General features: G+C 74.2%; 21 protein-coding genes. 7 read left to right on the top strand and 14 right to left on the bottom strand.

All coding sequences use genetic code 11. The features are described from left to right. Positions 1 to 10 precede the first annotated feature (10 nt). Complete coding sequence (locus tag EDD28_RS09340; protein WP_211339159.1) at positions 11 to 1,279, top strand: ROK family protein; 1,269 nt, start codon at positions 11 to 13, stop codon at positions 1,277 to 1,279. A gap of 47 nt (positions 1,280 to 1,326) precedes the next feature. After that, positions 1,327 to 2,043, top strand: a complete 717-nt coding sequence (locus EDD28_RS09335) for a GntR family transcriptional regulator (protein ID WP_123739357.1) — start codon at positions 1,327 to 1,329, stop codon at positions 2,041 to 2,043. A gap of 54 nt (positions 2,044 to 2,097) precedes the next feature. Here EDD28_RS09335 and manD read toward each other — a convergent pair whose 3' ends face one another. The 4 genes from manD to EDD28_RS09310 form a co-directional block, all read right to left on the bottom strand. Further along, complete coding sequence (manD, locus tag EDD28_RS09330) at positions 2,098 to 3,306, bottom strand: D-mannonate dehydratase ManD (RefSeq protein WP_123740031.1); 1,209 nt, start codon at positions 3,304 to 3,306, stop codon at positions 2,098 to 2,100. Between the two features lie 329 nt (positions 3,307 to 3,635). Next, positions 3,636 to 4,778, bottom strand: a complete 1,143-nt coding sequence (locus EDD28_RS09320) for a Gfo/Idh/MocA family protein (RefSeq protein WP_123739356.1) — start codon at positions 4,776 to 4,778, stop codon at positions 3,636 to 3,638. Then, on the bottom strand, positions 4,775 to 5,869 hold the full coding sequence (locus EDD28_RS09315) for a Gfo/Idh/MocA family protein (RefSeq protein ID WP_123739355.1): 1,095 nt from the start codon (positions 5,867 to 5,869) through the stop codon (positions 4,775 to 4,777). The genes EDD28_RS09320 and EDD28_RS09315 overlap by 4 nt, the downstream gene beginning before the upstream one ends. Positions 5,870 to 5,909: 40 nt before the next feature. Next, a complete protein-coding gene (locus EDD28_RS09310) occupies positions 5,910 to 7,070 on the bottom strand; it encodes a Gfo/Idh/MocA family protein (RefSeq protein WP_123739354.1) in 1,161 nt (386 codons plus the stop codon). A 190-nt stretch (positions 7,071 to 7,260) separates the two neighbouring features. Here EDD28_RS09310 and EDD28_RS09305 point away from each other — a divergent pair, with 190 nt between their 5' ends. Then, positions 7,261 to 8,289, top strand: a complete 1,029-nt coding sequence (locus EDD28_RS09305; RefSeq protein WP_148059584.1) for a LacI family DNA-binding transcriptional regulator — start codon at positions 7,261 to 7,263, stop codon at positions 8,287 to 8,289. A 67-nt stretch (positions 8,290 to 8,356) separates the two neighbouring features. Here the strand turns inward: EDD28_RS09305 and uxuA are convergent, their stop codons facing one another. Continuing rightward, a complete protein-coding gene (gene uxuA, locus EDD28_RS09300) occupies positions 8,357 to 9,559 on the bottom strand; it encodes a mannonate dehydratase (RefSeq protein WP_123739352.1) in 1,203 nt (400 codons plus the stop codon). Between the two features lie 62 nt (positions 9,560 to 9,621). Here uxuA and EDD28_RS09295 point away from each other — a divergent pair, with 62 nt between their 5' ends. Next, complete coding sequence (locus EDD28_RS09295; RefSeq protein ID WP_123739351.1) at positions 9,622 to 10,623, top strand: suppressor of fused domain protein; 1,002 nt, start codon at positions 9,622 to 9,624, stop codon at positions 10,621 to 10,623. On the opposite strand, the gene EDD28_RS09290 is transcribed toward EDD28_RS09295, so the two are convergent. The 3 genes from EDD28_RS09290 to EDD28_RS09280 form a co-directional block, all read right to left on the bottom strand. Further along, positions 10,624 to 11,262, bottom strand: coding sequence for a hypothetical protein (locus EDD28_RS09290; RefSeq protein ID WP_123739350.1), 639 nt, complete (start codon positions 11,260 to 11,262; stop codon positions 10,624 to 10,626). Then, a complete protein-coding gene (locus EDD28_RS09285; protein ID WP_170169413.1) occupies positions 11,228 to 12,898 on the bottom strand; it encodes an MATE family efflux transporter in 1,671 nt (556 codons plus the stop codon). The genes EDD28_RS09290 and EDD28_RS09285 overlap by 35 nt, the downstream gene beginning before the upstream one ends. 259 nt (positions 12,899 to 13,157) lie before the next feature. Then, positions 13,158 to 15,734: an ATP-dependent Clp protease ATP-binding subunit gene (locus tag EDD28_RS09280; RefSeq protein WP_123739348.1), complete on the bottom strand. Its 2,577-nt coding sequence runs from the start codon at positions 15,732 to 15,734 to the stop codon at positions 13,158 to 13,160. A 189-nt stretch (positions 15,735 to 15,923) separates the two neighbouring features. Here EDD28_RS09280 and EDD28_RS09275 point away from each other — a divergent pair, with 189 nt between their 5' ends. The 3 genes from EDD28_RS09275 to EDD28_RS09265 all read left to right on the top strand — a co-directional run bounded on the left by EDD28_RS09275 (position 15,924) and on the right by EDD28_RS09265 (position 18,236). Then, positions 15,924 to 16,937, top strand: a complete 1,014-nt coding sequence (locus tag EDD28_RS09275; protein WP_123740030.1) for an ATP-binding cassette domain-containing protein — start codon at positions 15,924 to 15,926, stop codon at positions 16,935 to 16,937. Beyond that, positions 16,937 to 17,737 carry an ABC transporter permease gene (locus EDD28_RS09270; protein WP_123739347.1) on the top strand — a complete coding sequence of 267 codons (801 nt, stop codon included), beginning with the start codon at positions 16,937 to 16,939 and terminating at the stop codon, positions 17,735 to 17,737. Before EDD28_RS09275 ends, EDD28_RS09270 begins: the two co-directional genes overlap by 1 nt. 85 nt (positions 17,738 to 17,822) lie before the next feature. Further along, positions 17,823 to 18,236, top strand: a complete 414-nt coding sequence (locus EDD28_RS09265) for a VOC family protein (RefSeq protein ID WP_123739346.1) — start codon at positions 17,823 to 17,825, stop codon at positions 18,234 to 18,236. A 34-nt stretch (positions 18,237 to 18,270) separates the two neighbouring features. On the opposite strand, the gene dtd is transcribed toward EDD28_RS09265, so the two are convergent. The 6 genes from dtd to gnpA form a co-directional block, all read right to left on the bottom strand. After that, the gene (dtd, locus tag EDD28_RS09260) at positions 18,271 to 18,726 is read right to left on the bottom strand and encodes a D-aminoacyl-tRNA deacylase (protein ID WP_123739345.1); all 456 of its coding nucleotides are present in this window, start codon (positions 18,724 to 18,726) and stop codon (positions 18,271 to 18,273) included. Between the two features lies 1 nt (position 18,727). Next, positions 18,728 to 19,063, bottom strand: coding sequence for a DUF2516 family protein (locus EDD28_RS09255; protein ID WP_123739344.1), 336 nt, complete (start codon positions 19,061 to 19,063; stop codon positions 18,728 to 18,730). Positions 19,064 to 19,084: 21 nt separating this feature from the next. Continuing rightward, entirely contained in the window at positions 19,085 to 20,149 is a 1,065-nt protein-coding gene (locus tag EDD28_RS09250) for an FUSC family protein (RefSeq protein ID WP_123739343.1), read from the bottom strand. After that, the gene (gene ygfZ, locus EDD28_RS09245) at positions 20,146 to 21,279 is read right to left on the bottom strand and encodes a CAF17-like 4Fe-4S cluster assembly/insertion protein YgfZ (RefSeq protein WP_123739342.1); all 1,134 of its coding nucleotides are present in this window, start codon (positions 21,277 to 21,279) and stop codon (positions 20,146 to 20,148) included. Before ygfZ ends, EDD28_RS09250 begins: the two co-directional genes overlap by 4 nt. Positions 21,280 to 21,291: 12 nt before the next feature. Then, positions 21,292 to 21,936 (bottom strand): heme-binding beta-barrel domain-containing protein, encoded by a 645-nt coding sequence (locus EDD28_RS09240; RefSeq protein ID WP_123739341.1) that lies wholly within the window; start codon positions 21,934 to 21,936, stop codon positions 21,292 to 21,294. 128 nt (positions 21,937 to 22,064) lie between these two features. Then, positions 22,065 to 24,269, bottom strand: a complete 2,205-nt coding sequence (gene gnpA, locus EDD28_RS09235) for a 1,3-beta-galactosyl-N-acetylhexosamine phosphorylase (RefSeq protein ID WP_123739340.1) — start codon at positions 24,267 to 24,269, stop codon at positions 22,065 to 22,067. Between the last annotated feature and the right edge of the window lie 18 nt (positions 24,270 to 24,287).

Genomic DNA, 24,287 nt, shown 5'->3' with positions numbered 1-24,287 from the left:
CGTCAAGAGCGTGGAGAACGTGGGGGCACCCCGCCAGTCGGCGCGTCGGGTCGGGCACCAGGCGGCCCGTCAGGCCGCGCGTCAGGCCGGGCTGCGGCGGCACAACCTCGCGCTCGTCCTCGACCACGTCGCCCGCGCCGAGCCGACGGGCGTCTCGCGCGCCAGCGTCGCCGAGGCCGCCGGGCTCACCCGGGCGACGGTCTCCTCGCTCGTCGAGACGCTGCTCGCGCTCGGCCTCGTCGAGTGGGCCCCCGCGACGGGACCGAGCAGTGTCGGGCGGCCCGCGTCACCGATCCGGCTCGCCCGCGGCCGGTGGGCCGGGCTCGGCCTCGAGGTGGGCGCGAACCAGCTCGCCGTCGCCGTCGTCGACCTCACGGGCGAGACGCTCGCGCGCGCCGAGGTGCGAGGCGACTTCGCCGCCCGCGAGCCGGCGGCGACGCTCGAGGCGCTCGCCCACCTCGCCGAGCGGACCTGGGAGCAGGCGCGCGCCGCCGCGGCCGGGCCGACGGGTCGGGCTCGGCGGGCCGGACCGGCCGATCACGACGACGCGCCCCACGGGTCGCCCGGGTCACCCGAGCCCGTCGAGCGGCCGGGGCTCGGCGCGCTCGGCGTCGCGCTCGCGGTTCCCGGAATCGTGCGCGACGGGGTCGTGCTGGACGCGCCGCGGCTCGGCTGGACCGACGTCGACGCGGCGCGAGCGCTGCACGCCCGGCTCGCCCGGCTGACCGGGGCGGGGCCGGCGCCCGGCGTCGTCGTCGGGAACGAGGCGACCCTCGCGGCGCTGGCCGAAGCCGCCCGGCGCGGGCCCGAGACGTTCCTCTACGTGTCGGCCGGGGTCGGCGTCGGCGGCGCGTGCGTCGTCGACGGCCAGCTCCAGGGCGGCGTGCACGGGTTCGCCGGCGAGCTCGGGCACGTGACGGTCGACCCGGCCGGGCCCCGCTGTCGCTGCGGCGCGACCGGCTGCCTCGAGCAGTACGCCGGGGCGACGGCGCTGGCGCAGCTCGCCCCGGCGGCCGTCGGTCGCGCGGTCGGGATCGCCGTGGCCGGAGCCGTCAACGTGCTCGACGTCGGCCGCGTCGTGCTCGGCGGGACGCTCGGCCCGCTCCTCCCGGCGATCGGCGCGGCGGTCGACGACGAGCTCGCCACGCGCGTGCTCGCCTACCCGTGGGCACCCGCCGCGGTCGAGGCGGCGCTCGTCACGGACCTGCCGGCGCTGCGGGGCGCCGCGCTCGCCCCCGTGCTGGAGACGCTGGCCGACCCCGAGCGGCTCGAGGCGTAGGCCGGATGCGCCGCCCCGGCGCATCCGGCATTGCTAGCGTGAGCGCCATGAGACACCGCAGGGGGACGACGCGCGAGGTCGTGCACACCGAGCTGCGCCGGCGCATCCTCACCCTGACGACGCCGCCCGGCGCACCCATCTCCGAGAACGACATCGCCGCCGACCTCGGCGTCTCCCGCACGCCCGTCCGCGAGGCACTCATCCTGCTCGGCGACGAGGGGCTGGTCGAGGTGTACCCGCAGGTCGGGACGTTCGCGTCGCTCGTCGACATCGAGCGGGTGCGCGACGCGCAGTTCCTGCGCGAGTCGGTCGAGGTGGCCTCGCTCGCGTCGCTCGCGGGCGACGGCGACGACGGGGGTGGCTCCGGCGCCGGGCTCGATCCGGAGGTGCTGGCGCGGCTGCGGGAGAACATCGCGGCGCAGCGCGAGGCGCTGGAGGACTCCGAGCGGTTCTTCGACCTCGACGAGGCCTTCCACCGCGACCTCATGACGCTCGCCGGCCACGGCGGGGTCTGGCCGTCGGTCGTGTCGGCCAAGGGGCATCTCGACCGCGCCCGACGGCTCGGCATGGCCGAGATCCGGCCGGCGTCGCAGAACCTCGAGCAGCACGCGGCCATCCTCGACGCGGCAGCCGACGGGCGGGGCGAGGAGGCCGTGGCGCTGCTGCGCGGGCACCTGCGCTCCGTGCTGGAGGACGTCGTCCGGATCCGCGAGCTCCACCCGGAGCTGTTCGCGCGTCCCGGCAGCCACCGCGTCCGGGGCTGACCAGCCGGCGCACGCGTCGGCGTCGTCCTCACCCCGTCGTCGGACCGGCCGGCCTCACCAGTCGTGCACGGAGCCGTCGAGCCGGCGCGCGACGGGCAGGTACTTCGGGGAGTACTCGAACCGGGCGGCCGCCGCGTCGTCGTACGTGACGCCGAGGCCGGGCTCCTCGCTCGGGTGGAGCGCGCCGCCGGCGTAGGTCGCGCCGCCGTGGAAGACCTCGGCCACGAGGTCCGGGTAGCCCATGTGCTCCTGGATGCCGAAGTTGGGGATGGCGGTGTCGAGGTGGACGGCGGCCGACTGCGTCACCGGCGAGAGGTCCGAGGCGCCGTGGCTGCCCGAGCGGACGCCGTAGAGGTCGGCGAGGTCGAAGATCCGGCGCAGGTGCGTGATCCCGCCCGCGTGCACGACGGTCGTGCGGACGTAGTCGATGAGCTGCTCCGTGATGAGCTGCTTGACGTCGTAGATCGATGACAAGGTCTCGCCCACCGCGATCGGCGTCGTCGTGTGCTGGCGGATGAGGCGGAACGAGTCCTGGGAGTCGACCGGGGTGGGGTCCTCCATCCAGAACAGGTGGAGGGGCTCGACGCTCCGGCCGAACCGGGCGGCCTCGAGCGGCGCGAGCCGGTGGTGCACGTCGTGCAGGAGCGGGAACCCGTCACCGAGCGCCTCGCGCGCCGCGGCCAGGTAGCCCGGCGCGAACTGGAGGTACGCCTCGGTGTCCCAGGGCTGCTCGTCGGGCAGCGCGTGGTCGGCCGGCTCGTACCGCCCGTTCTTCTTGACGCCGTAGGTCCCCGCGCTGCCCGGCACGGCGCACTGGACGCGGATCGCCCGGTACCCGGCCTCGCGGGCGGCCGCGACGTCGTCGAGCATCTCCTCGACGCTGGAGCCCGAGGCGTGCGCGTAGACCAGCACCTCCTCGCGGCTGCGGCCCCCGAGCAGCTGGTAGAGCGGCAGGCCCGCGACCCGGCCCTTGATGTCCCAGAGCGCGACGTCGACCGCGGCGATCGCCGTCATCGTGACGGGACCGCGACGCCAGTAGGCCCCGCGGAAGAGGTACTGCCACATGTCCTCGATCCGCGCCGGGTCGCGGCCGATGAGCAGGGGGACGAGGTGGTCGCGCAGGTACGCGGCGACGGCGAGCTCGCGCCCGTTGAGCGTCGCGTCGCCGAGCCCGACGACGCCGTCGGAGGTCGTGATGCGCAGCGTGACGAAGTTTCTGCCGGGACTCGTGATGAGGACCTCGGCGCGGTCGATCGTGGCCATGAGCACTAGTATACAAGTCGAGGCGCCCCACGTCCCCCACGTCCCACGCCCGGCGCCCCACCACGCGCTTCGGCTCCGGCACCCGCGCCCACTCCGGCACCCGCACCCACTCCGGCACGCACCTACTCCGATACTGGGGTGGCCTCGGTCGCGATACGCGATCGCACTCACCCCAACATCGGAGCTCCGGCGCCCGCACCCACTCCGGCGCCCGCACCCACTCCGGCACGCACCTACTCCGATAGCGGGGTGGCCTCGGTCGCGATACGCGATCGCACTCACCCCAACATCGGAGCTCCGGCGGTCCGAACCCCTCCGGAGAAGGACGGCTAGGGCGCGAGATCGATCGCGCGGCCCTCGCGCGCGGCGCGGTAGATCGCGTCGACCAGCTCGAGCGCCGCGTACCCCTCGCCCCCGCCGGAGCGCGGGGCGACGCCGCCGCGGATCGCCGCGACCGCGTCGGCGAGCTGCCGCTCGTGGGCGTCGCCCCAGGCGAGCCCGGTGCCCGAGGCGCGACCGGCCGCCGCACCAGCACCAGCACCCGACACCGAACGGCTCCCGCCCGCGGCGACCGCGACAGCATCCAGCCGCGGCACCGCGACCGCACCGCGCGAGCCGTCGGCCCGCTCGTCGAGCACGAGCGCGTCGCCCTCGATCGCGAGGGCCCCGCCGTCCCCGGCGAGCGAGAGCCGGGCGGGGAAGCCGGGGGCCGAGGCCGTCGTCGCGGACAGCGTCCCCAGCGCGCCGCTCGCGAACCGCAGCGAGGCGACGATGACGTCCTCGACCTCGATCCGGTGCACGCGCGTCGTCGCGATGGCTTGGACGCTCGCCACCGGGCCGGCCAGGGCCAGCATGAGGTCGACCGTGTGGATGGCCTGGTTGATGAGGGCGCCACCCCCGTCGCCGGCGAGCGTGCCCCGCCACGGGTCCGCGTCGTAGTAGGACTGCGGGCGCCACCACGGCACCCGGGCCTCGACCAGCACGAGCGTGCCGAGCCCTCCCTCGGCGAGGATGCGGGCCGCGTCCTCGGTCGCGGGGTCGAACCGGTGCTGACTGATGACGGCCAGCACCCGGTCGCTCGCGCGGGCGGCGTCGCGCAGCCGCCGCGCAGCTTCGAGGTCGGCGTCCATCGGCTTCTCGACGACGACGTGCTTGCCCGCCGCGAGCGCCGCGAGCGCCAGCTCGGCGTGCGTCCAGCTCGGCGTGCAGATGGTGACGGCGTCGACGGCGTCGTCCGCCAGCGTCTCGGCCCACGTCCGGGCGGGACCGCCGTGCTGCGCCCCCAGCGCGAGCGCCCGCTCGGGGAGGACGTCGACGAACGCCGCGAGCTCCACGTCGCCCAGCTCGCGCAGCCGGGCGAGCGCCGCCGCGTGCGTCCGGGCGATGTTGCCGCAGCCGACGACGGCGAACCGGACCGGGCGGCCGCTCCGACCGGCCAGCTCGGGCCGGCCGGGGCTCGTCGCCGGGTTCATCCGCGGTCCGGACCCGGCGTGAGGTCGCGCGCCAGGATCTGCGCGCGGACGCTGAGCTCGGCCGCCTTGAGGGCGTGCTCCTGGGTCATCGCCGTCTCGGTGCGGTCGAGGACGTCGCGCGCGAGCTGGCCGAAGAACGGGAACCCGACCGTGCCGTCGGCGCGCAGGTGGTGCTCGCCGTCGCCGTCGACGAGGAAGACGTGACCGCCGGAGCGCTCGGTCGCGACGTTGACGTACTTGCGCAGCTCGATGTAGCCGTCGGTGCCGAGCAGGAACGTGCGCCCGTCGCCCCACGTGCCGAGGCCCCGGGGGGTGAGCCAGTCGACGCGGACGTAGCCCGTCGCCCCGTTGTCCGTGACGACGTGGGCGTCGCCGAAGTCGTCGAGCTGCGGATGGTCGGGGTGGTGGTAGTTCGCGATGGTCGAGCCGACGAGCTCGGCGTCGCGCGACCCCGTGTAGTGGAGGATCTGCTCGAAGTTGTGGCTGCCGATGTCGCACAGGATGCCGCCGTAGCTGGCGCGCTCGAAGAACCAGTCGGGGCGGGTCGCGGGATCGCCGACGCGGTGGGGACCCATCGACATGACCTGGATGACGCGGCCGATCGCACCACGCTCGACGAGCTGGCCGGCGAGGACGGCGGCCTCGACGTGGATCCGCTCGGAGTAGTAGACGGCGTACCGGCGACCGGTGCGCGCGACGGCGGCGCGGACGTCGTCGAGCTGGTCGAGCGAGACCAGCGGCGCCTTGTCGGTGAAGTAGTCCTTGCCCGCGTCCATCACCCGGACGCCGAACGGGGCCCGCTCGCTCGTCACGGCGGCGCCCGCGACGAGGCGCACCGCGTCGTCGTCGAGGATCTCCGCCTCGCTGCGCGCGACGCGGGCCTGCGGGAAGCGCTCGACGAACGCGGCGACCTTCGCGGGGTCGGGGTCGTAGACCCAGCCGAGGGTGGCGCCGGCGCCGAGCAGGCCCTCGATCATGCCGTAGATGTGGCCGTGGTCGAGGTGGGCGGCGGCGACGACGAGCTCACCGGGCTCGACGGTCGGGCGGGGCATGGGCTGGGGGCGGTAGGCGGCGCCCTCGGAGACGGTCACGCTCGGTCCTCTCGGTGCAGGTTCGGGTGGCGGGACGGGATCAGCGGTCGGCCGAGGAGCCGACGACGATGTCCTCGTCCAGCTCGGCCACCGACGCGGACTTCTCGTAGAACCGGGGCGCGCGGGCGGCGCGGTGCCCGTCGCGGCGATAGGGGTCGTCGGCGGCGAGCGGCAGCTCGACGCTGCCGCCCTCGATCCCCGCCTCGTAGATCGCGGTGACCAGCTCGACGGCGGCGCGGCCGTCGGCGCTCGTGACGAGGGGGGCCCGGCCGTCCGCGAGCGCGGCGAGCACGTCGCCGATCTGACCGGGGTGGAGCGTGTGCGCGAGCGGCTCGCGCGCGGCGGCGACCTCCTCGATCCGGGCGACGAGCTCGGCGTTGCCGCCGGGCGCCGGGAAGCCGTTCGGCGCGGTGACGTCGGCGACGACCGACCACGGCTGCGCGACCATCGCCTCGCGGCCGTGGATGACGATCTCCTGCTGCTCGCCGTGGTGGACGACGGAGCTGGTCAGCTCGGCGATCGCCCGGCCGTAGCGCAGGAGCGCGACGGAGAGGTCCTCGACCTCGGAGTTCTCGTGCTGGGCGTTCGTCAGGAGCGCCACCACGGACTCGGGCCGGCCGAGGAACCACAGGAGCAGGTCGACGTGGTGGATGGCGTGGTTGAGCGTGCAGCCGCCGCCCTCGACGTCCCACGTGCCGCGCCACCACAGGTCGTAGTACGGCAGGCCGCGCCACCAGGCCGAGCTGACCCGGACGTGGGACACCGGGCCGATGAGACCGGAGTCGAGGACGTCCTTGAGCACGAGCACGTCGTCGCGGAAGCGGTTCTGCGCGATGACCGAGAGCGTCTTCCCCGAGGCGCGCTCGGCGGCGATCATGGCGTCGCACTCCTCGAGGGAGGGGGCCATCGGCTTCTCGACCAGCACGTTGACGCCGTGCTCGAGCGCCGCGACGGCCAGCTCGGCGTGGCTCTCCGGCGGCGTCGAGATGCTGACGAGGTCGAGGTCCTCGGCCTCCAGCATCGCCTGCGCCGAGTCGTAGCAGCGCACGGCGTCGAGGCCGGCCGCCGCGGCCTTCGTCGCCGCCTTGCCGGGGACGATGTCCGCCATCGCGACGATCTCGCAGCGCTCGGGATGGGCGAGGTACCCCGCGATGTGCGCCCTGCTGATGCCACCGATGCCGATGACGCCGACCTTGATCACGTGCCGTCCCGCCTTCCCGCCGCGTCGTCGACGGCGTTGCTGATACGAATCATCATTCCGCGACGACGGGCCGGGGTCAAGGGGGTGGGACCGAGAGCCGCCCTCGGCCGCCGCGGCGGCGGCCGAGGACCGGCCTCCGCGCCGGCTCCCCGGACCCGTGGGCGTCGCGACGCTTGGCTACGGTGGGCCCATGCGAAGCACGGGGCCCGCGCGGGGCCGCCCGACGAGCCGGGACGTGGCCCGGCTCGCCGGCGTCGGCCAGTCGACGGTGTCCTACGTGCTGTCCGGGACGGGCCGCATCTCCGCGGAGACGCGGCGCCGCGTGCTCGACGCGGCCGCCGCCCTCGGCTACCGCCCCAACCTCACGGCGCGCTCGATGCGGACCGGACGCACGGGCCGCCTCGCCCTCCTGCTCGCGACGCCCGGCGAGGCGCGCGGCGGCCTCCTCTCCGCGGCGAGCCGGGCCGCGACGGATGCCGGCTACACGCTCGACATGCGCACGGTGCCGACGGACTCCACGCGGGCGGCCGTCGTGCGCGAGGTGCTGGACTCCGGCCTGTACGAGGGCGTCCTGTCGTTCGTCCCGCTCGACGACGCGGAGGGGAGCCCGGACGCCCCGGACGCCCAGGACACCCCGACCGCGACGGACGGGCCCGCCGTCGTCGTGCTCGCCGACACGTTCGACGCGCAGATGCGCGTCACCGGTCCCGCCATCGGCCCCGAGCCGATCCGCGAGCTCGTCGCCGGCCTGGCCGCGCGCGGCCACCGACGCTTCCTCCACCTCGCCGGCGGCCTCGACTTCCGCTCGGCCCAGGCCCGGCGGGACGCCTACCTCGCGAGCGTGACGGAGCTCGGGCTGACCGATCTCGGCGTCGTGGAGTGCGGCTGGGCTGGCGCACGCGCCCTCGAGGTCGTGCGCGGGCTGCCGGACGACCTCGCGCCGGTCGCGATCGTCGCGGCCAACGACATCCTCGCCACCGCCGCCGTCCGCGGCCTCACGGAGCGCGGGCTGCGCGTTCCGGCCGACGCTGCCGTGACGGGGTGGGACGACCAGCCGACGAGCGAGTTCCAGACCCCGTCGCTCACGTCGGTCCGGATCGACTTCGCCGCGCTCGGGGCGTGGGCGGTGCGGACGCTCGTCGCCCGCGTGCGGGAGGAGGAGCCCCCGGCGCAGCCGGACGGGTTCCAGCGCGTCCTGTGGCGGGAGTCGACCGGCTGACCAGCCACGACGCCGTCCGGCAACGGAAGGTGCAGCTCGCCCGGGCTCGCGGCGCTCGGTGGCCGGCCTACGCGAGTGCGTTGACCGCCGCCTCGATGCCGCGCAGCTCCGCCAGTCCCTTCATCCGCCCGAGCAGCGAGTACCCGGGGTTGGTGCGCCGCCCCGACTCCTGGTCGTACAGGAGCTGGTGGCCGTGGTCGGGACGCATCGGCAGTCGGTGCCGCGGCCCCGTGAGGCCGACCTCCCGACGGCGGCGCTCCTCGCGGACGATCTCGCGGACGACGCCGACCATGTCGACGTCGGCGCCGACGGCGGACCCGAGGTGGTAGCTCTCGTGGAACGAGCGCGGATCGGCCTCGCGACGGGTCGAGCGCAGGTGCACGAAGTGGAGGCGCGGCGCGAGCTCGCGGACCATCGCGACGAGGTCGTTGTCTGGCCGCACCCCGTAGGACCCCGTGCAGAACGTCAGCCCGTTGGCTGGGACGTCGACGACGTCGAGCCACCAGCGAGCGTCCGCGAGGGTCGAGAGGACGCGCGGCAGGCCGAGCAGCGGCCGGGGCGGGTCGTCGGGGTGGGCGGCCATCCGCACGCCGACCCCCTCGGCGACCGGGACGACGTGCCGGAGGAACACGGCGACGTTCTCACGCAGCGCGTCGCGGTCGATCCCGTCGTAGCCGGCGACCCGCTCGCGGATGGTGTCGAGCGTGTAGTGCTCCTCGGTCCCGGGCAGTCCCGCGATGATCGACGCGACCAGGCGCTCGCGCTCGCCCTCCCCCAGCGCCTCGTGGTACGCCCGCGCGGCGGCGACGTCCGCCTCGTCGTGCTCCTCGCGGGCGCCGGGACGCTGGAGGATGAACAGGTCGAACGCCGCGAACGCGACGTGGTCGAAGCGGAGCGCCCACGCCCCGTCCGGCAGCGGGTAGGCGAGGTCGGTGCGGGTCCAGTCGAGGACCGGCATGACGTTGTAGCAGACGACGTCGATGCCGCACGCCGCGAGGTTGCGCACGGACTGCGCGTAGCGCTCGAGATAGCGGTCCCGGGTCGGCAGACCACGCTTGATGTCCTCGTGGACCGGGATCGACTCGACGACCGACCACGTGAGCCCCGCCGCCTCGATCTGGTCCTTGCGACGCTGGATCTCGGCAACCTCCCACACCTCACCGTTGGGGACGTGGTGCAGGGCGGTGACGACGCCGGTGGCGCCCGCCTGTCGGATGTCGCTCAGCCGGACGGGATCCTCGGGGCCGAACCAGCGCCAGGTGTGCTCCATCCGTCTAGTATACAAGCGGTCCGGGCAGCCCCTCCGCCGAGCCGTGCCCCTAGGGTCGGGGGATGACCGACGACGGTGGCGCCCCGGCCCTCCCCCTCGCTGAGCCCGACGAGTCCTTCCCGCTCCACGTGTGGAACGCGTTCGGGGTCACGCCGCGCGTGCTCACCGAGAAGATCGGCGGCTCCGTCATGGTGGTGGCCAAGACGCCGCCCGACCAGGACGAGGGCGGCCCGGTCACGGTGATGACCGCCGGCGTCGGGCGGCTGCCCGTCGACGGCGCCCTCCCGGTCGAGCTGGCCGTCGAGGTGCCCCCCGGTCAGGAGGGCGCAGCGCTCGTCGCGCTGCGGATCGTCGCGAACGACGTCGCGACCCGGCGCCGTGTCCCACCCGTGGACACGCCGTGGCGCAACGGCACGCCCTTCCTCTCGGGGACGCAGATCGCCGCCATCGTGGCGACCACCTCGCGCTGGGGCGCCTCCTTCGACGAGGTCCGCAACCCGGCCGGCGAGCTCGTCGGCCACGTCCGGACGCTCCGCCTGATCACCGATCCCGAGGCGGCCGTCATGGCGGCCGAGGGCTGGGCCGGCCTCCTGGCGCGGGCCGGGTCGATCGACGCGCTGCTCGACGTGCAGCGAACCAGCACCGTGCCCGCCCCCGGCGGCGCCCCCGTCACGGGCGCGGGGAACCGGGCGGAGAACACCCGGAACGCCCGGAACGCCCGGCCGACCGGGGCCGCGAGCCCCGTCGGCGGCCCGCCCACCCCCGTGAACGACGCCGGCGCCACCGGCACGACCGACGCGCGCTCCCGGATGCCCGTCATGCTCTCCCGGCTGCACGCGCAGCACCCGCCGCGCTGGCTGCAGCTTGCTCCGGACGGGTCGTTCCGCTCGTTCACGGGTGCCGAGACCGCCGAGTACACGGCCGACGCGGCGAACGTCGAGGTCACCTCGCTGGCCGACTACGTCCGACGCTTCCCGTGGACCGAGCCCTTCACGCTCGTGGCCCGGCCGGGCCAGACGGCGCGCTACGACGACGCGTCGGGCCGCTACACGCTCGCCGACTGATCAGCTCGTGGCGATCGCCGCGATGATCCCGAACAGCAGCGGGAGGAGGATCGCGGCGCCGACGATGCCGAGCAGCCACCACGTCCCGGCGCGACTCTGCTTCTCGTGCCCGATCCGCCCCTTCTGAAACACCGAGACCGGCGCCGCGTAGAACACCGGAACGGCCTGACCCGGCGCGAGGTCGAGCATCATCGAGGCCTGGCCGAACGTGCGGGTCCACCGGCACTCGACGTCGATCCGGACCGGGCCGGCGGGCACCGGCACGCGACGGTAGCCGTACTCGCTCACGAGGGGGCGGCCGTTCACCATCACGAACGGCGGCACCATGTTCGAGGTGAACCGGTTGCCCTGCACCGTGAGGTCGATGAACGCCGTCGGCTGGGCGTCGGACGCGGGGACGACCGGCAGCCCGGGCATCCCGTACGCGGACGCCGCGGGCGCGACGCCGTAGGCCGGCGCTCCCGCCTCCGACGGGCCGTACCCCGGCGCGGGCGCCCCGGAGGCCGGGGCACCGTACGCGGGCGTCCCGTAGCCGGGCGCCCCACCGGGACCGGCCGGCGCGGGGCCGGCGGGCGGCGTGGCGCCGACCGGCGGCGTGGTCGGATCAGGAGAGCCGGGCAGCGGCGGAAGTGTGCTCACGCCCAGGGACCTTACCGGTCTCGACCGGCAGGGCCAGCGTGCCCCGGGGAGGCAGCGCCGCCGCCGAGCCCGACGCGAGCGCCACGGCCGACTCCGCGCCGGCGCGCAGCGCGGCCGCCGAGGAGATCCCGCACTGGCGCACGCGGGCCCGTTCGTCCGCGCGGTGGCGCACGCGCGCCCGCACGGTCGCGCCGGCGGTCATGCCGGCGCGGACCCCGGCCCTGACCCGGGCGCGGGTCGGCGCCAGGCGACCCGACCGTCGGCACTCGGCCGCCTCGCGCGGCGACGGGAGCCCGTCGGCGACGAGACCCATCTCACGACGCCGCAGCTCCCACGACCACCACAGCGGGACGAGCGCGCCAACCCACGCCATCGGCGCGGCGAGCACGGCCCCGAGGAACCCGAGCGTGTCGACCAGCAGCAGCGCGGCCGCCGAGCGCAGGAGCAGCTCCATGACGCCGGAGAACGTCGGGATGCCGCTGCGACCGAGGCCCTGGAGCGCCGAGCGGAAGATGAACAGGAGGGCCAGCACGGAGTAGAGCGTTCCGTTGACGAGCAGCAGCGTGTGCGCCGTGCGGATGATCTCCTCGCTGTGCGCGTCGGTCGCCGTGAAGCTGCCGATGATCGCGTCGCCCCACAGGATGCAGGCCGCGCCGACCGTGACGGCGACCCCCGCCCCGAGCCACGCCGTCTGGGAGACCCCGCGGCGGATCCGCGACCACGCCGCGGCCCCGCGGTTCTGCGCGACGTAGGTCGCGACCGCCATCCCGAGCGCCTGGAGCGGCGCCATCGCGAGCGCGTCGACGCGGCTGCCCGCCGTGAACGCGGCGACCGCCCCGGCCCCGAGGCCGTTGATCGCGTACTGCAGCACGAGGGTGCCGACGGCGATGATCGACATCTGGAACCCCATCGGCAGGCCGATGCTCACGGACTCGACGACGTCGGCCCGCGCCGGGCGCCAGTCCTCGTGCCGCGGTCGAAGCTGCGGCATCCGCCGCGCGATGAGCCAGAGGCAGGCGACGACGGTGGCGAGCTGGGCGACGACCGTCGCGAGCGCCGCACCGCCGATCCCGAGGTCGGCCCAGCCGACGAGGAGCACGACGAGCCCGACGTTCAGCAGGCTCGAGATCGCGAGGAAGATGAGCGGGGTCGTGGAGTCGCCGAGCGCCCGGATGATGCCCGAGAGGTAGTTGAACGCCACGAGGGTCGGGCTGCCGGCGAGGAGGACCGTGAGGAAGGTGGTCGCCTGCGGCAGGAGCTCGGCCGGCGTGTGGAGCAGGACGAGCAGGTGACGGGCGAGCGGGATGCCGCCGACCGTCAGCAGCACCGCCATGCCGGCCGAGAGGATCGCGCCGACCGCGACGGCCCGGCGCAGCCCGGCCGCGTCGCCCGCGCCGAACGCGCGCGCCACCGGGATGGCGAAACCGTTCGCCATCCCCATGGTGAAGCCGAGGAGCAGGAACGTGATGCCGCCGCTGGCGCCGACCGAGGCGAGGGCGTCCATCCCGAGCACGCGACCGACCACGAGGGCGTCGACGAACTGGTAGAGCTGCTGGAAGAGCAGGCCGATGAACATCGGCACTGCGAAACGAACGATGAGCTTGAGCGGGGATCCGCTGGTCAGGGCCCTGGACACGGGCACAGCCTCCGATGGAGCAAAGAGGTGGAACGAGGAGTCGTCGGGATCGGGGACAGGTGCCGATCGACGTCGCATGCCGGACTCGAATCGATTCGACCTGTGTGACCAGCGTACCCCGATCCGCGCCCGCGCGACATCCCCGAGCGACCCCGGCCGTGTGAAGGTTCTGCGTCGGCTCACGGGCGCGCCCGGCGGGAGCCCCCGGACACGACGACGGCCGCCGCACCGATCGGTGCGGCGGCCGTCGTCGACCGGGTCAGCCCTCGGACGGGCTCGGCGCGTCCTCGACGGGCGTCGCCGGGGCGTCGGCCACCGTCGCGCCGACGACGACCACCTCGGGCTCGCCGATCGCGGAGGAGTCCAGACGCGGGTCGTCGCGGTCGACGCCGACGAACGTGAACTCCCCGAGCAGCCCCTCGCCGCGGGCGTCCACCAGGACCTTCTGGCCCGAGCGGAGCTCGCCGAACAGGATCTTCTCGCTGAGCGCGTCCTCGATCTCGCGCTGGAGCGCGCGGCGCAGCGGCCGGGCCCCGAGCACGGGGTCGTACCCGCGGTCGGCGAGCAGCGTCTTGGCCGCCTCGCTCAGCTCGATCGTCATGTCGCGGTCGGCGAGCCGCTTGTCCAGGCGCGCGACCAGCAGGTCGACGATCTGGAAGATCTCGTCGCGCGAGAGCTGCGGGAACACGACCACGTCGTCGACGCGGTTGAGGAACTCGGGCCGGAAGTGCTGCTTGAGCTCGTCGTTGACCTTCGACTTCATCCGCTCGTAGTCGGTCGAGAGGTCGCCGCCGGCCTGGAACCCGGTCTGCACGCCCTTGGCGATGTCCCGGGTGCCGAGGTTCGTCGTCATGATGATGATCGTGTTCTTGAAGTCGACGACGCGGCCCTGGGAGTCGGTGAGCTTGCCCTCCTCCAGGATCTGCAGCAGCGAGTTGAAGATGTCGGCGTGCGCCTTCTCCACCTCGTCGAACAGCACGACGGAGAACGGCCGGCGCCGCACCTTCTCGGTGAGCTGCCCGCCCTCCTCGTAGCCGACGTATCCCGGCGGGGAGCCGAAGAGCCGCGAGACGGTGTGCTTCTCGCCGTACTCGGACATGTCGAGCTGGATGAGCGCGTCCTCGTCCCCGAACAGGAACTCGGCGAGCGCCTTGGCCAGCTCGGTCTTCCCGACGCCGGTCGGCCCGGCGAAGATGAACGAGCCACCGGGGCGCTTGGGGTCCTTGAGCCCGGCGCGCGTGCGGCGGATCGCCTGCGAGAGCGCCTTGACGGCGTCCTTCTGGCCGACGATGCGCTCGTGCAGCGCGTCCTCCATCCGGAGCAGGCGCGAGGACTCCTCCTCGGTCAGCTTGAACACCGGGATGCCGGTCGCGACGGCGAGCACCTCGGCGATCAGGTCCTCGTCCACCGTGGCGACCGTGTCCATGTCGCCCGACTTCCAGGCCTTCTCCTTCTCCAGCCGCTCCTGCGTGAGGTTCTTCTCGTCGTCGCGCAGGCGGGCGGCCTTCTCGAAGTCCTGGTCGTCGATCGCCGACTCCTTGGCGCGTCGCGCCTCGGCGATCCGCTCGTCCAGCTCGCGCAGCTCCGGCGGCGCCGTCATCCGACGGATCCGCAGGCGCGCGCCGGCCTCGTCGACCAGGTCGATCGCCTTGTCGGGGAGGAAGCGGTCGTTGACGTAGCGGTCGGCCAGCGTCGCGGCGGCGACGAGCGCGCCGTCCGTGATCGTGACGCGGTGGTGCGCCTCGTACCGGTCGCGGACACCCTTGAGGATCTCGATGGCGTGCGCGAGCGTCGGCTCGTTCACCGTGATCGGCTGGAAGCGGCGCTCGAGCGCCGGGTCCTTCTCGACGTACTTGCGGTACTCGTCGAGCGTCGTGGCGCCGATGGTCTGGAGCTCGCCGCGCGCGAGCATCGGCTTGAGGATGCTCGCGGCGTCGATCGCGCCCTCCGCGGCCCCCGCCCCGACGAGCGTGTGGATCTCGTCGATGAACAGGATGATGTCGCCGCGCGTGCGGATCTCCTTGAGCACCTTCTTCAGGCGCTCCTCGAAGTCACCGCGGTAGCGCGAGCCGGCGACGAGCGCGCCGAGGTCGAGCGTGTAGAGCTGCTTGTCCTTGAGCGTCTCGGGGACCGTGCCGCGCACGATGTCCTGCGCGAGCCCCTCGACGACGGCGGTCTTGCCGACGCCGGGCTCGCCCACGAGCACCGGGTTGTTCTTGGTGCGGCGGGAGAGCACCTGCATGACGCGCTCGGTCTCGCGCTCACGCCCGATCACCGGGTCGAGCCGGTTCTCGCGGGCGAGCTGCGTGAGGTTGCGCCCGAACTGGTCGAGGACGGCCGAGCCGGACGGCGTGCCCTCCTGCGGACCGCCGGCCGACACCGTCTCCTTACCGCCGCCGGGCTGGCCCTGGAGGAGCTGGAGCACCTGCTGGCGCACGCGACCGAGGTCGGCGCCGAGGTTGCCGAGCACCTGGGCGGCGACGCCCTCGCCCTCGCGGATGAGGCCGAGCAGGATGTGCTCGGTGCCGATGTGGTTGTGGCCGAGCTGCAGCGCCTCGCGCAGGGACAGCTCGAGCACCTTCTTGGCGCGCGGGGTGAACGGGATGTGACCCGTGGGCGCCTGCTGGCCCTCCCCGATGATGTCGACGACCTGCTGACGCACCACATCGAGCGAGATCCCGAGCGACTCCAGCGCCTTCGCTGCGACGCCCTCGCCCTCGTGGATGAGGCCGAGCAGGATGTGCTCGGTGCCGATGTAGTTGTGGTTGAGCATGCGCGCCTCGTCCTGGGCCAGGACGACGACACGGCGGGCCCGGTCGGTGAATCTCTCGAACATGGCGCACCTTCTTTCCGGCTACGACGGGTCGCAGAGGCGTCCCGCGGGCGGCGTTCACCCAGGCTAACCGCGCGAACCCCGCCGGTGTGCCCGTGTTCGCCCCAGGCGTGATGGTGAGACAGGAGACCGTTGAAACTCCATCGCGATACATCGTTGACAGATCTCGATAGAGACGCGATGCTCTTCCCCATGACACACACACGGAACGCGGACGCACCGGCCGTCCGCACTCGCTCCCTCGTCCGGGACTTCGGGACCAACCGCGCGGTCGACAACGTCGACCTCGAGGTCCGACGCGGCGAGATCGTCGGCCTGCTCGGCCCCAACGGCGCCGGCAAGACCACGACGCTGCGGATGCTCGCGACGCTGCTCGCCCCCACGAGCGGCACGGCCGAGGTGTTCGGCCACGACGTCGTCGAGCACAAGCACGAGGTGCGCCAGCTCATCGGCCTGACCGGCCAGTACGCCAGCGTCGACGAGGACCTCACGGCCCGCGAGAACCTGCGGATGTTCGGCCGCCTCGAGGGGCTGCGCGGCCCCGCGGCCAACACCAGGGCCGACGAGCTGCTCGAGGAGTTCTCGCTCGAGGACGCGGCCGACCGCGCGCTCAAGAACTTCTCCGGCGGCATGCGCCGCCGCCTCGACCTCGCCGTCTCCCTCATCACCCGGCCGCCGCTGATCTTCCTCGACGAGCCGACGACGGGCCTCGACCCCCGCACCCGCAACCAGATGTGGGACACCATCCGCCGGCTCGTCGCCGACGGGGCGACCCTCCTGCTCACCACCCAGTACCTCGACGAGGCCGACCAGCTCGCCGAGCGCATCGTCGTCGTCGACCACGGCCGGATCGTCGCCGAGGGCACGCCCGACGCGCTCAAGGCGTCGATCGGCGGGTCGAGCCTCGTCGTCGACCTCGCGGTGGCCGACGACGCGACGCTCGCCCGCGACACGCTCGCCCGCGTCCTCGACGCGCCCGCCTACGTCTCCGGCGCCCGCGTCACCGCCCCCCTGCCCGACGCGAACCGCGCGATCGAGGCGCTCGCCGAGCTGCGCCGCCACGGCGTCGACGTGCTCGCCCTCCAGGTCAGCCGCCCGACGCTCGACGAGGTCTTCCTCTCGATCACCGGCGCACCGGCCGACTCCCCCGACGAGCCCGGCACCCCCGACTCCCCCGAGCTCCCCGTCCTCGAGAGGACCATGTGATGACCACCGCGACCCTCCCCCGCGTCACGTCCCACGTCGCGCTGCCCGACGCGTTCCGCCAAGTCGGCGCGCTCGCCCACCGCGCGCTGCGGATGATGCTCCGCAAGCCCGAGCAGATGATCGACGTGATCGTGCAGCCGCTGCTGTTCACGGCGATGTTCGCCTACATCTTCGGCGGCGCGATCTCCGGCGGCGTCGCCGCCTACCTGCCGCTGCTCATCCCCGGCATCCTCGCCCAGACCGCCCTGACGACGTCGATGGCCACCGGGGTCAAGCTCCGCGAGGACATGGACAAGGGCGTGTTCGACCGGTTCAAGTCCCTGCCGATCGCCCGCGTCGCCCCCATCGTCGGGCCCATGATCGCCGACCTGGCCCGCTACCTCATCGCGGCGGTCCTCACGTTCGCGACGGGCATCGCGATGGGCTACCGACCGGGCGGCGGCATCGGCGGGGTCGCCTGCGCGATCCTGCTCGTCGTCTTCTCCGGCTGGTCGCTCGCCTGGATCTTCGCCTGGGTCGGCACCATCGCGCGCTCGGCCACGAGCGTCCAGGGCATCTCGATGGTCATCCTGTTCCCGCTCACGTTCCTGTCGAACGCCTTCGTCCCGGTCGAGTCGCTGCCGCACTGGCTCGCGGCGTTCGTCCGGGTCAACCCGGTCTCGCACATCGTGACGGCCGTGCGCGACCTCGCGAACTCCTTCACCGTCGGGCCGGCGGTCGTGTGGGCGCTGGTCGGGTGCGCCGTCGTCATCGCGATCTTCGCGCCGCTCGCGGTCCGCAGCTACTCGCGCAAGATGTGACGGTCGACCTCGCGCCGGACCGATGAGTTCTCCTCCGGCGCGGGGTCAACCCCGCACCACCCGATCCCGACCAGGAGAGACGCCCATGTTCTTCCCCAACTTCCCGATCGTCGACATCGCGGCCACGCGCGAGTTCTGGACGTCGCTCGGCTACTCCTTCAACCCCGACTACTCCGCCGAGGACGTCGCGTGCCTCGTCTTCACCGACGAGGTCGCGGTCATGCTGCACGAGCCGTCGTCGTTCGCCCGGTTCCTGCCCGAGGGCTCCGCGCCGGCCGACCCGCGGGCGACCACCATCGGCATGTTCGCCTTCGACCTGGCCAGCCGCGAGGCGGTCGACGAGCTGTTCGAGAGGGTCGTCGCCGCCGGCGGCAGCGCCGCCCGACCGACCGAGGACCTCGGCTTCATGTACACGCGCTCGTTCCGCGACCTCGACGGGATCGTCTGGGAGCCGTTCTTCATGGACACCTCGGCCTACCCGGGGCCCGACGCCGGCTGACCGCCGACCCCGGCCGACTAGACGTCGAGGACGACTAGACGTCGAGGACGAGCGTGACCGGCCCGTCGTTCACGAGCGACACCGCCATGTCGGCGCCGAAGACCCCGGTCGCGACCGTCAGCCCGCGCGAGCGCAGCTCGTCGACGACGGCCGCCACGAGCGGCTCGGCCACCTCGCCGGGGGCGGCGGCGACCCACGTGGGTCGCCGCCCCTTCCGGGCGTCGCCGTAGAGGGTGAACTGGCTGACGACGAGCACCTCGCCGCCCTCCCCCGCCGCCGCGAGCTCGGCGACCGACCGTTCGCCGCGCATGATCCGCAGGTCGGCGATCTTCCGGGCGATCGTCGCGGCCGCGGCCGGCCCGTCGTCGTGCGTCACGCCGACGAGGGCGAGGATGCCCGGCAGCTCACCGGTGTCGTCGCCGATCGCGCCGACCACCTCGCCGTCGACGACGACGTCGGCCCGCGTGACGCGCTGCAGGACCGCCCGCACCTCAGTAGTCCCGACGCGAGCGCCGGGTGAACCGGATGACCTCCGGCTTGACGTCCGCGAGGTAGATCGCCGCCGGGAGCACCGACACCAGCAGGAACAGCAGCGGCAGCCCGCCGCCGATCCGCACCGGGCCGAGCGCGATCACCGGGATCGAGAGATAGCCGAACAGGGCACCCGCGGCCGTGAGGCCGACCCAGAACGGCTTCGTGCGCTTCTCCGCGTCGACGTAGGCCTGCCCCGGTCGGCGCGCGGCGTCCACGAGGCCCCAGACCTCGATCGCGAACGCGACGAGACCGAGGGCGAGGAAGACGAAGGAGGCGATGGTGGCCGCGATCACGTCCCGAGCCTAACCAACGCCTCAGCGCTGGAGCGCGCGGGTGGCCTCGGCCTCGCTCGCGCCGGCCGCCAGCAGGAGGTCGAACGCGACCGAGCGCAACAGCGACGTGAGCGTGTGGCGCATGGGGTCGCGCTCCCCCGTGATGACGAGCGTCGCGGCCGTCTGCTCCAGCAGCGCCCTCGCGGCCGCCGGGTCGCGTCGTCCCCCGAACGCCCCCGCGAGCCGCGACGCGCCCGCCTCGAGCGCCTCGCAGCGCTGCGCGATCTCCTCGTCCCGCACCCCGCCGGCCGTCGCGACGCGCCGGGCGAGGACGCGCGAGGAGCGCACGGCGCGGTCCGCGTGCTCGGCGGCGTCGGCGAGCTCGTCCAGGTCGGCCCGGAACCGACGCCACGCGGGCGAGAGCCGGGCGGTCGAGGCCGAGGCCGCCACCGCGTCCTCGAGGGCCGTCAGCGCCGGCTGCAGCGACCGACCGCGGACGAGCGCGGTCTGGGCGTGCGACGGCTCCCCCGTCCGCAGCGCCAGCGCCACGAGCCCGAGGATCGAGGCGATGCTCGTGACGACGTCGCGGGTGAGGAGCTGGGGCCGGCGGCGCGGGTCCTTGGGGATGAACAGCGAGAAGACGAGCGCGACCGCACCGCCGAGCAGCGCGTCCAGCCAGCGACCGACCGGTCCGGCCGTCGTCGCGGCCGCCGGCAGGCCGAGCACGACGATGGCCTGGACGGCCGACTGCGTCGTGAGCACCGGGGAGGGGTCGAGGACCCGCGCGACGAGCGTCCCGACGATGACGACGACGGCGACCTGCCACGCCCCCGAGCCGACCCACGTCTGGAACAGCTCCCCGAGCCCGACGCCCATGGTGACGCCGAACGCGACCTCGCCGACCCGCCGGGGCCGGACGTCCGGGCTGAACCCGAGCGCGGCGAACGCCGCGACCGCGGCGAAGAACGGGTAGGGGTTGGAGAGCAGCCAGGCGGCGAGCGCGTAGGCGGTCCCGCACGCGAGCGCCGTCCAGGTGATCGGACCGGCGGTGTCCCGTGCACGCTGCAGACCGGCGCGGGCGGCCGGCCCGGCCAGGACGGGCCTCACCGTCGCCGCAGGCCCGGGGTCACGGGGCCGCGCGCCTCGGGGCGGCCGTCGCCGTGCCCGTCGGGCGCGACGATCACCTCCTGGGACGCGGCGATCGGACCGGCGGGGCCGGTGACGTCGAGCGTGGCGTCGACCGGCGTCGAGCGCTTGAGGATCGCGAGCGCGATCGGACCGAGCTCGTGGTGGCGGGCGACGGAGGTGATCGAGCCGACGACGCGGCCGCCGTGCTCGACGGCGGCGCCGGGCTCGGGCAGGAGGTGGTCGGACCCGTCGAGGTGGAGGAAGGCGAGCCGGCGCGGCGGACGCCCGAGGTTGAACGTGCGCGCGACGCCCTCCTGGCCCTTGTAGCAGCCCTTGTGCAGGTGGACGGCGGTGCGCAGCCAGTCGAGCTCGTGCGGCAGCGACCGGTCGTCGACCTCCCGGGCCAGGCGCGGGCGCCAGCTCGCGACCCGCAGCGCCTCCCAGGCGAGCGTCCCGGCCGGCCGGACGCCGGCCGCGCCGAGCGCGGCGACGACGCGGTCGAGCGCGTCGCCCGCGACGAGCGCGAGCGCGACCGGGAGCTCCCGGCCCGGGTGTGCCGCGTCGTCGCGACCGACGAGCGCGTACCGCGTGCCGCCCTCGACGACGCCGGGCCACGGGTCGCGCCACAGGCCGAGGACGTCCGCGTCGGCGGCAAGGTCGGCGAACGGCCCGGTGAGGGGGCCGCCGCCCGGGACGACGCCGAGCACCACGACGTCCTCCCGGACCGCGACCGAGACGTCGAGCATGAACCGCATCGAGTCAAGGAACGCTGCCAGCCCGGCCGCGCGGTCCGCCTCGGTCACGAGGTAGGTGCGCTCGCCGTCGTCGACGACGGCGGCGGCGTGCTCGATCCGGCCGTGGACGTCGAGCAGGAGGATCTCGGCGCTGTCGCCGGGGGCGAGGTCGCGGGTGCGCTGGGAGGAGAGGGTGTCGAGCCAGCCGAGGCGGTCGCGTCCGGAGACGGCGACGACGACGGACGGCAGCTCGACGACGCCGCGGCCGGTCTCGAGCGCGCGCTGCTCCCGGCCGGGGTTGCCGTAGTGGGCCGCGACCTGGCGCCCGGCCGCCGACGCGGCGGCGTCCACCACGGCGCCCGGGACCGCGAGCATGACGGCGCGTCCCTACTCGTCGGCCGCGGCGGCCGGGCCGGCCGACGCCGCGGCGGAGGTGGCGGCGGGCGCGTCCAGCCGGACGAGGCGGCCCGACGCGTAGGACTGCAGCTCCTGCCCGAACGCGGCGAGCTCGTGCGACCAAAAGATCTCGCCGCGCACCCAGCCGTACATCCGGCGCATCGCGGTGACGGCGGCGGGCGACGACGGGGTCGAGGCGACCCACTCGCTCACCAGGTCGATCCGCGGCCCCTGCGCGCTGCCGGCGAGCACGGCGGCGACGCCGGCGGCCTCGGCGAGCAGGACCTCGATCGCGGTGGGCGCCGGGCTGTCGGCGCGCGCGCCCTGGACGGGCAGGGCCTCGGTGCCGGTCGCGGGACGCCAGAAGCCCGACTCCTGCGCCCACACCTCGCCGGCCGTGAGCTCGCGGACGTCGTCGGGGCTCAGCTGCGCGTCGTGCGCGAGCGCCGGACCGGTGGCGAGCGTCCAGGTGTACTGGAGGTAGGGGCCGCCGTCGTGCGTCACGACGAGATCGGCGACGACGCCGCCGTCCGGGATGCCGGGGTAGGCGAGCACGCCGGGGCCGCGCCAGGTGCCGACCAGCCAGGCGAGCGGGTAGAGCTCCGGGGCGAGCGAGTCGTCGAGGACGAGCGACATCAGTCCTGCTTGACGATGCGGTAGACGACGTAGCCGGCGAACCAGACCGTGACGACACCGACCGCGACGACGAGGCCCGTGAAGATGACGTGCAGCATGCGATCGATCGTAGTCGAGGGCCGTCCCGGCTAGCCGTCGAGCGCGGCCGCGTCGAGCACGGCCAGCCCGGCCGGCGCCAGCGAGACCTCGGCCACGACCTCGCCGTCGCGCAGCACGCTCCCGGTGACCGGGACGTCGGCCGAGCTCGCGACGAGCACCGTCCCGGAGGCCGGGAAGTGCGCGACGTCGAGCCGGGGGTCGCTCGTCGCGTACCCGGACGGCTCGCGTCCGGCCGCCCACCACAGGGCGTTCGAGAGGAGCCGAGCCGCGTCGGCGCCGTGGCGGTGGTCGGCGAGGTAGACGGCGCGCCCGGCGCCGAACGACGTCGCCGTCACGGTCGGCACGCCGTCGGTCGCGGCGAGCACGGCGACGCCGGAGCGGGCGAGGCGCGTCCCCGGCTGCGGCCGGACCCCGGCCAGGGCGGTCGCGACGTCGACCCCCGCGAGGATCGACCGCGCGGCCGGGCCGGCCTCGTCGACGTCGAACCGGCGACGGGCGAGCACGTGGCGGTCACCGGCGTCGACGTCGACGCCGAGCACCGGCGCGAGCTGGAAGCGGTCGAGCCGGCCCGGCGCCTGCGCCCGGTCGAGCGCCGACGGCGACTCGACCCCGACGAGGCCGCCGCCCGCGGCGACGAACCGGGTGACGGCCGCGACCAGCTCGGGGCGCGACCAGACGGGACCGCCCGACCAGGAGCTGCCGGCGGGACCGGCGTTGACCAGCACGTCGATGCCGTCGGGGACGCCGTCGGCCGCGAGATCGTCGAGCGCGAGGAACTCCACGTCGAACGGCAGCCCGGCGAGCGACTCGATGACGTGCAGCAGCGACAGCTCGGGGTTCTCGTGCAGGTGCCCGGAGCAGGTCCACGAGCGCAGCCGCCCCCAGCAGGTCGCGACGCCGACCCGCACGGGGGCGACGGCCGGCGGACCGGCCAGGTGCAGGTCGCGGACGAGCCGGTGCTCGTCGGCGACCTCGGCGACGTACGCCTGGAAGTCCTCGAACGGCTCGACCAGCGAGAGGTAGCCGCCGAGCCCGATCCGGTCGATCCGGGCGCGCAGCAGCGCGCGACGCATGACGGTCCAGTAGGCGCGCGCGTCGGCGGTCGGGTCGCCGCCCGGGACGAAGGTCGGCTTGCCCTCCAGGTCGACGGGGAACAGGTAGGGGTGCAGCCGCAGCTCGTGGACGGGCACGTCGACGCCGGCGTTGAGGCGCGCCTCGTACCCGGAGAAGACGGCCTTGATGAGCCCGTCGAAGCCGAACTCGGGGAACCGCGGCGAGTAGGGCTCGAGCCCGACCCAGGAGTCGTCGTAGAAGACGTACGCCTGCTTGCCGTGCCGGTGGACGACGTCCACCAGGCGGCGACCGAGCGCCAGGACGAAGTCCATCGTGAACTCCATCCACTCCCGGTAGATCGGGGAGGGCGGGTTGTGCGTCGAGGTGTACCGACCCGCGTCGACGAAGTCCTCGGAGGTGATCGGGACCGCGCGGCCGGCGTTGAACTCGCGCAGCGCGACGGGGTTGACCGTGAAGTCGTAGGAGCCCCAGTCGGCGTAGACGTGCGGCAGGTCGGGGTCGCTGCCCCAGAACCAGGCGAAGTTGTAGAACAGCGACGTGAACCGCACGACGGTGGTCTCCGGGTGCTCGACGCACCACCGCTCGAGCCACTCCTCGAGCCGCTGCGCGACGGCCGGGTGACGCGGTTCCAGCGCCATGAGCCGGGGCTTGTCGCCCCAGTCGTTCGTCACGTGGTTGTACATGGAGATCTCTTCCCAGACCCGCATGACGAGCACGTTGACGGTGTAGGAGTGCCCCGGGACGGTGCCGTCGACGACGACGGTCCCGTCCACCAGCCGCCAGCTCTCCCGCGGCACCTCGGTGCCGCTGGTCCGGTCGAAGACCTGCCAGAGCTCGACGCCGTCCCAGTCGTTGAGCACGAACTGGTCGGTGGAGTAGCCGGCCAGCGGGTCGATCCGCACGACGTCGCCGTCGGCCACGACCGGGAAGGAACCGAGGAAGTTCTGCTGGAGCAGGCGCTGGTTCGCGAGCGCCCAGTCGCGGTCCTCCCGGATGAGGCAGATCGTGGAGTAGATCCCGTAGTCGGCGTCGAGGATCTCCCGCGACAGCGTCGTGCCGTCGGAGTCGCGGATGACGTCGGCACCCCAGCGCTCGGCGAGGCGGAGCGTGAGCTCCTCGTGGCCGGCCTCGCCGGGCAGGGTGAAGCCACCGGTGGTCATCGCGATCTCCTTGGGACG

This window comes from Salana multivorans (genome assembly GCF_003751805.1).
Classification (GTDB): domain Bacteria; phylum Actinomycetota; class Actinomycetes; order Actinomycetales; family Beutenbergiaceae; genus Salana; species Salana multivorans.
The sequence above is the reverse complement of the archived record's forward strand: the minus strand, read 5'-3'. Positions and strand labels throughout refer to the sequence as shown.

What these genes read in the sequence shown, in the direction of transcription:
- EDD28_RS09335 (WP_123739357.1), top strand. Translation starts at nt 1,327, where the DNA reads ATGAGACACCGCAGGGGGACGACGCGCGAGGTCGTGCACACCGAGCTG.
- manD (WP_123740031.1), bottom strand. Translation starts at nt 3,306, where the DNA reads ATGGCCACGATCGACCGCGCCGAGGTCCTCATCACGAGTCCCGGCAGA.
- EDD28_RS09320 (WP_123739356.1), bottom strand. Translation starts at nt 4,778, where the DNA reads ATGAACCCGGCGACGAGCCCCGGCCGGCCCGAGCTGGCCGGTCGGAGC.
- EDD28_RS09305 (WP_148059584.1), top strand. Translation starts at nt 7,261, where the DNA reads ATGCGAAGCACGGGGCCCGCGCGGGGCCGCCCGACGAGCCGGGACGTG.
- uxuA (WP_123739352.1), bottom strand. Translation starts at nt 9,559, where the DNA reads ATGGAGCACACCTGGCGCTGGTTCGGCCCCGAGGATCCCGTCCGGCTG.
- EDD28_RS09295 (WP_123739351.1), top strand. Translation starts at nt 9,622, where the DNA reads ATGACCGACGACGGTGGCGCCCCGGCCCTCCCCCTCGCTGAGCCCGAC.
- EDD28_RS09280 (WP_123739348.1), bottom strand. Translation starts at nt 15,734, where the DNA reads ATGTTCGAGAGATTCACCGACCGGGCCCGCCGTGTCGTCGTCCTGGCC.
- EDD28_RS09275 (WP_123740030.1), top strand. Translation starts at nt 15,924, where the DNA reads ATGACACACACACGGAACGCGGACGCACCGGCCGTCCGCACTCGCTCC.
- EDD28_RS09270 (WP_123739347.1), top strand. Translation starts at nt 16,937, where the DNA reads ATGACCACCGCGACCCTCCCCCGCGTCACGTCCCACGTCGCGCTGCCC.
- EDD28_RS09265 (WP_123739346.1), top strand. Translation starts at nt 17,823, where the DNA reads ATGTTCTTCCCCAACTTCCCGATCGTCGACATCGCGGCCACGCGCGAG.
- ygfZ (WP_123739342.1), bottom strand. Translation starts at nt 21,279, where the DNA reads ATGCTCGCGGTCCCGGGCGCCGTGGTGGACGCCGCCGCGTCGGCGGCC.
- EDD28_RS09240 (WP_123739341.1), bottom strand. Translation starts at nt 21,936, where the DNA reads ATGTCGCTCGTCCTCGACGACTCGCTCGCCCCGGAGCTCTACCCGCTC.
- gnpA (WP_123739340.1), bottom strand. Translation starts at nt 24,269, where the DNA reads ATGACCACCGGTGGCTTCACCCTGCCCGGCGAGGCCGGCCACGAGGAG.